Genomic DNA, 6,194 nt, shown 5'->3' with positions numbered 1-6,194 from the left:
TTTTGCGCGGTTTTTTCCGCTGGTCGTTGGGTAGCGAATTCGGTGGCATCGACGAGCACGGCCCGCCGTTTAGAAAAATAGCGCTGCAACTCGGCGGGGGATTGAAATTCGCGTTCCGGCAAACAACCCGCCAAACGGAGTGCTTCCCGCAGCACGGCTAAGCCTTCGTCTTGTCGGCGCTTGGCCGTGGCCCCGTCCAGGCCACAGACCAATCCCAGCACGTCATAAGTCAGTCCTGATTTGCAACTAAACAGGGTGAAGAAAAGCAAATCTTCCTCATCCTTCATGCGCGTTCCAGCGGGATGAATGACCATCCTTTCAGCGAGTTGCATCTCGTGCAACGCCGCATAGGCCCGCTGGAATACCGCCAGAAGTTGCTCGAAATGATGGGCATCACACCCCAACGCAGAACGCCATTGACGAGGTGTTTTCAAGTCTTGAACGGAGATTTTCATGCTCAAATATCCACACTATTCATTGCCTAGGCCGCTGCAACAAGTCTAATAAAAAACACACAGTTCAACTATTAAAAACGGAAAAAATTGAAGAATTGCCGAATGCTCAATATGCTTTTTATATTAGTAGTGCAAAGAATAGAAGGTATGGTAATCTAAGGGGATTGGCATTCTATACTGGTGGAAACGGCTTCCCAAAGTCTAGGTTTCGCCTGCATATTTATGAAGCTCAAGATGATTGTGCTTCCCCAGGCAAAGACCTTTTAAATGAAAATATCGTATTAAATCCTCACCCCTGTGAAGGTTGGGATGAGTGGGATTTAAGCAGCTTTAATATTCCGGTTTCCGAAAAGGGATATTTTATCGCACTTGAATTTGTTGCGCCGGATATGCCTTTCGTTGATATGTACGGATTCGATTATCGCCCCTGTGTTCAATTTATGCGACCAGCTAAAGAGCAAAATATTTGGAGTAAATCCAAGATTAATGAATGGAGGGAAGAGCCCGCAACTGGAAGTATTTCCCGCCAGTACAACGCCATGGTAAAGGTTGTAGTCGATTTAGTAAAATAAATTACAGGTGCTTTACAAAAAAAAGGACGCTGCGATTTAGATGCGGCGTCCTTCTTTTTATAACAAACCGGGTAATTACCCCAATTCCGCCAGTTCCAGCCAGCGCAACTCCTGCGTCTCCAGTTCCTGATTCAACGCCGACAACCGTGCGCCCCAGGCGGCGAAATCCTGCGGGCTACCTGCGCCGCCGTTCAGCTTGCCGGTAATTTCCTGCTTTTCGGCTTCTAAAGTTGCCATTGCTTTTTCGAGCTGCTCGTACTCCTTTTTCTCGGCGAAGGTGGCGCGGCGTTTCTGAGGAGAAGGGGCCACTGCCGTGCTCACGGCCACCGGCGCGGCCAGCTTGGCGGCGGCGCGGGCGGCTTTGGCGGCTTTCTCTTCGGCTTCGAGGGCGGCTTCGGTCTCGCGCTCTTCGAGGTAGTCGCGGTAGTCGGTGTAGTTGCCGGGGAAGTTGAGGACGGCCCCGCCGGGCTCAAGCACGAAGAGGTGCTCGGCTAGGTGGTCGAGGAAGTACCGGTCGTGGCTCACGATGAGCAGGCAGCCGGTGAAGTGCATCAGGAAGTCTTCCAGGATGTTGAGCGTGCCCAAGTCGAGGTCGTTGGTGGGCTCGTCAAGAATGAGGAAGTTGGGGTTCTTGATGAGGACGCGCAACAGCTGCAGGCGTCGCTTTTCGCCGCCGCTCAGCTTGTTCACCAGCGTGTACTGCTGGGCCGGCGGAAACAGGAACAGGTTGAGGAACTGGCTGGCGGTGAGCACGTCGCCGTTGGCCAGCTCCACTACTTCAGCCACCTCCTTCACGATGTCGATGACGCGCTGGGTGGGGTCGAATTCCAGCTCGGTCTGGGTGTAGTAGCCAAATACGGTGTTGGTGCCCACTTCCAGGGTGCCGCTGTCGGGCGCAAGCTTGCCGGTGAGCATGTTCATGAGCGTGGATTTGCCCACGCCATTGGGGCCGACGAGGCCAATCCGGTCCTTCTTCTTGAACACGTAGTTGAAATCGTCGAGCACGGTGAGGTCGCCGAATTTCTTGGTCAGGTTGTGAGCTTCGATGATTTTGCCGCCCTGGCGGGTGGTTTTCACGCTCAGCTCAATCTGCTGTTTGTTTAGGTTGGTGCTGGCCTTGTCCTTGGTCACGTAAAAGGCATCGATGCGGGCTTTTTGCTTGGTGCCACGGGCCTGGGGCATGCGGCGCATCCAGTCGAGCTCCTTTTTGAAGAGCTGGCGGGCCTTCTCCACTTCCACGGTTTCGCGCATTTCGCGGTCGGCCTTTTTCTCCACAAAATAGGCGTAGTTGCCCTGGTAGCGGTACATCTGGCCCTTGTCCAGCTCCACTATTTCATTAGCCACACTGTCGAGGAAATACCGGTCGTGGGTCACCATCAGCAGGGTGAGGGTGGGGGAGGAGAGGCGGTTTTCGAGCCACTCGATGGTGGCCAGGTCGAGGTGGTTGGTGGGCTCATCGAGCAGCAGCACGTCGGGCTCTTCGATGAGGACGCGGGCCAGGGCCACGCGCTTGCGCTGCCCGCCCGAGAGCATGTTCACCTTGCGCGTGAGCAGCTCGCCGAGGATGCCGAGGCGCGAGAGTATCTGCTGCACCTGGGCTTCGTAGTCCCAGGCGTTGAGCGCGTCCATGCGCTCCAGCACGCGCTGCAGGTCGTCGGGCTTGTGGTCGGCGTCGTTGATGACGTGCTCGTACTCCTGAATGGCCTTGAGCGTGTCGTTCTGGCTGGCGAAGATGGTGGCCTCCACGCTCAGGCTCTCATCGAACACGGGCTGCTGGCCCAGGTACGTCACGCGGATGCCCTTGCGCACGCTAACCGAGCCGGTATCGGGGATTTCGAGGCCGGCCAGCACGCGCATGAGTGTGGTTTTGCCGGTGCCGTTGATGCCCACAAAGGCCACGCGCTGCCCTTGTTGCAGGCCGAAGTTGAGGTTTTGAAACAGCCAGCGGTCGGCGTAATTCTTCGAGATGTTCTCGGCGGATAACAGATTCATAGGTCGCAAAGGTACGGCCGGGGCGGGCGGGGTTGGGTGGGCTGGACTGTATATAGAAAGGCTGTTATTGCTTCTGCGTTAATCTTGCGTAGTTGGCCCTTGAAGCTTGTTGCCGTATTTCATTACCGGCTTCCTTTCTGAAATCAATTGGGTCAATGCCGTTCAGCGCACACCAAGTTGCATTGATAGCCATGTATTGAACACTATCAAAGCCGATGCTTACAAATGGATATTCGCCACCACTATGCGTTCTATTGATTGCCCAAACCCCGTTCACCCTTTGTCGAATTACCTCGCCCACATAGGCAACTAGGTTGTCATATAAATTTTCGAACGCATTATCTATTCCGTATTTATCACAAGCGGTAGAAATAAGGTCTAAGCTTGCGTAGCTTTTGTCGAGTAAGTTTCTGCTAATACCAAGCTTATCTGCCAATTCTGATTCCAGTGTATCCAGGTGATTAACCAAACCTGATTTATACTGAGAATAGAAATGCCAATGGTCAACTGAACTACTGCGGCCAGCAGCATTATCGGTTTTTACGCGTTTCACCCAGTTGACGAATCTTTGGAAGTATTCTTCAGGATAAATATCCCCTTTACCAGGAAGCACCCACCCCTTTGGGTCAAAAACATACAAAAAACGGTTGCCTTTCAACTCATACACTTCGTCACGCTTTACGAAACCAGATGCATACTTCTCTTCCAGAGAAGCAGTAAATTCTTTGTGCAATCTGCCCTCAGTCCGAATTATGTATTGCACCTGCTGTTGGGTGAGGCGTCTGGCATTTAATTGATTTTTGTGTCTCATATCAGCTAGAGCAGTTTGTGGGGCACAATTTCGTGACAATAACAGTATCTCAGCACGGCCAGTTACTTGAGCCCCTCCATCGGCTCCCGACCCGGCCCGTCGCGGCGGGCACGACGGCCCGGTGCGGAGAATAATCCTTACATTCGGCGCAACATCTGCGGAGAATAGCCATGTACATCTATCAGCGCCCCGAGTGGCCCCGTTTCACCTGGCAGCCGGCGCGGCTGGAGACGCTGCTGGGGGCCGTGCGGCACCAGCAAGGGCGCGTGCTGGGGCAGATGGAAGCGCGGGGCTTTGCGGTGCAGGCTGAGGCCACGCTCCAGACGCTCACACTGGACGTGTTGAAATCGAGCGAAATCGAAGGCGAGTACCTGGCAGCCGACCAGGTGCGCTCCTCGCTGGCCAGGCGGCTGGGGCTAGACGTGGCCGGGCTGGTGCCCGCCGAGCGCCGCGTGGAAGGCGTGGTGGAAATGCTGCTCGATGCCACCCAAAAATTTAACCAGGCGCTAACGGACGAGCGGCTTTTTGGCTGGCAGGCGGCGTTGTTTCCGGCAGGGCGGAGCGGCTTGCAGCGCATTGCGGTGGGGGCGTGGCGCACGGGCAGCAAAGGACCGATGCAGGTGGTTTCGGGGGCGCTGGGCCGCGAGAAAGTGCATTTTGAAGCGCCCGAAGCGGCTGACGTGACGCCGGAGATGCAGCAGTTTCTGGCGTGGTTCAACGATGCGTCGGAGCTGGATGCCGTGCTGAAAGCGGCCGTGGCGCATCTGTGGTTTGTCACCATCCACCCGTTTGAGGATGGCAACGGGCGGCTGGCGCGGGCCATTACCGATTTGCAGCTGGCGCGGGCCGATGGCACGGCGCAGCGCTTCTACAGCATGTCGGCCCAAATCCGGCTGGAGCGCGCCGATTATTACGCGCAGCTGGAAGCGACGCAAAAGGGCGGACTGGATATCACGGCGTGGCTGGAATGGTTTCTGGGCTGCCTGAGCCGGGCGCTGGCGGCGACGGAACAAACGCTGGCGAAAGTGTTGGAAAAAGCCCGGTTCTGGGAGCAGCACGCGCCGAAGCAGTTCAATGCCCGGCAGCAAAAGATTCTCAACCGGCTGTTGGATGGTTTCGAGGGCAAGCTCACTTCCTCAAAATGGGCCGCCATTGCCAAGTGTTCGCAGGATACGGCCGGGCGCGACATTCAGGCGCTGGTGAGGCAGCAGGTGTTGGTGCAAGAGGCCGCCGGGGGGCGTAGTACAGCTTACTGGTTGGCGTAGTCCGTTGGGGTTTGCCCGATAGATAACGGATTCCCAAGTCGCAGCAGGTACGGCCGGGTGTTTTGCCTGGGCTATTAATTTCGGCTTTGCCGAATCAGCGTGTAGCGCAAGTGCCCGCGCTGACGCTCGTAACTGGTGGTGTCATCATGCACCGCGAAGAGCCGGATGGTGTCACCTTTTGTGGCAAAAGCCAACTCTTCTTGTGACTTCTGGTAGATATCTAAAAATACGGTGTCGAATTCATGGAATGGCCCTGTAAAATCGGTATTTACCTCATACGATTTGTGGCTTGGTAGACCCTTCACGTTTCCACTTGGCGTGAAGTGTGCCGAAGAAATAAGGCCGGCAGAATCTGTCATGGAATGGGTGCCGGTGAAAAGTAGGTCATTGATAAAACGAGCCAATGGCGCTTGCAGCGGGGGCTCTTGCAAGGCCGCGCCCGTACCGGAAGCACCGCGCACCCGCCTGAATGTTGTCGTGATAATCCGCCCCGTTTTTTTGTTTCGTTGGTCGAGATGCAACAGGGTGTCAGCGTTATGGGTTTGGTAGCGAAGACTCGTTTCAGACCAGTCATCTCCAAATGATTCCGCATAAGAGGTAGTGCGCCATGAATTAGCACTCTTGCTCTCGCTAAGGTGAACGTAGCGCAACGGCATCCCTTCGTGATTGGAAAAGCCGAGCGCGACCGCCAAGCTGTCGCCTTCAAAAGACGTTGGGTCAATCAGCATCACCGTTATGCCGCTAGCGCCCCAGTATCCGTGCGCTTTGCGAGGTGAATGGGTTTTCAGCAATTGGGCAGTGTAGGTTGTATTTAGCCAAGCGCCACCCAAAAGTGCTTTTAGCTGTTGAGCAACAGCGTCTTCGGCAACGGCGCCATGCGTAGTAGGCCGGAGAGGAGCATTTGCCGAATCAGGCGCAACAGATGATTCGTCAACACGCTGCGCCGTGTCAGACGATTTATCGTGGCAGCCAGTCAGTACAAATAAGCCCAGCAATAAGAGTCGAGCCTGTTTCAGAAGGAAGTCCATAATGCAAAGTAACCATCCCTGATTCTCCTGCCCAACCCCGCCCGTCGCAGCAGTCGCAAGTCCGCTATCTT

At 55.3% G+C, this 6,194-nt stretch carries 6 protein-coding genes; 2 read left to right on the top strand and 4 right to left on the bottom strand.

What is annotated here, in order from left to right; genetic code table 11:
- Positions 1–455 (bottom strand): hypothetical protein (locus tag GM79_RS07720; protein ID WP_035561203.1); only part of this gene is annotated, 455 nt, incomplete at its 3' end.
- A gap of 164 nt (positions 456–619) precedes the next feature.
- Between GM79_RS07720 and GM79_RS24740 the strand changes: the two genes are divergently transcribed.
- Positions 620–1,027 (top strand): hypothetical protein, encoded by a 408-nt coding sequence (locus tag GM79_RS24740; RefSeq protein ID WP_152559895.1) that lies wholly within the window; start codon positions 620–622, stop codon positions 1,025–1,027.
- 75 nt (positions 1,028–1,102) lie between these two features.
- On the opposite strand, the gene GM79_RS07715 is transcribed toward GM79_RS24740, so the two are convergent.
- Both GM79_RS07715 and GM79_RS24735 read right to left on the bottom strand, forming a co-directional pair.
- Positions 1,103–3,019 carry an ABC-F family ATP-binding cassette domain-containing protein gene (locus tag GM79_RS07715; protein ID WP_035561769.1) on the bottom strand — a complete coding sequence of 639 codons (1,917 nt, stop codon included), beginning with the start codon at positions 3,017–3,019 and terminating at the stop codon, positions 1,103–1,105.
- Between the two features lie 64 nt (positions 3,020–3,083).
- Complete coding sequence (locus GM79_RS24735) at positions 3,084–3,830, bottom strand: hypothetical protein (protein ID WP_152559894.1); 747 nt, start codon at positions 3,828–3,830, stop codon at positions 3,084–3,086.
- Positions 3,831–4,000: 170 nt separating this feature from the next.
- Between GM79_RS24735 and GM79_RS07705 the strand changes: the two genes are divergently transcribed.
- Positions 4,001–5,095 carry a Fic family protein gene (locus tag GM79_RS07705; RefSeq protein WP_035561754.1) on the top strand — a complete coding sequence of 365 codons (1,095 nt, stop codon included), beginning with the start codon at positions 4,001–4,003 and terminating at the stop codon, positions 5,093–5,095.
- Between the two features lie 74 nt (positions 5,096–5,169).
- Here the strand turns inward: GM79_RS07705 and GM79_RS07700 are convergent, their stop codons facing one another.
- Positions 5,170–6,123: a hypothetical protein gene (locus tag GM79_RS07700; RefSeq protein ID WP_035561751.1), complete on the bottom strand. Its 954-nt coding sequence runs from the start codon at positions 6,121–6,123 to the stop codon at positions 5,170–5,172.
- Between the last annotated feature and the right edge of the window lie 71 nt (positions 6,124–6,194).

Source organism: Hymenobacter sp. IS2118, assembly GCF_000715495.1.
Lineage (GTDB): Bacteria > Bacteroidota > Bacteroidia > Cytophagales > Hymenobacteraceae > Hymenobacter.
The sequence above is the reverse complement of the archived record's forward strand: the minus strand, read 5'-3'. Positions and strand labels throughout refer to the sequence as shown.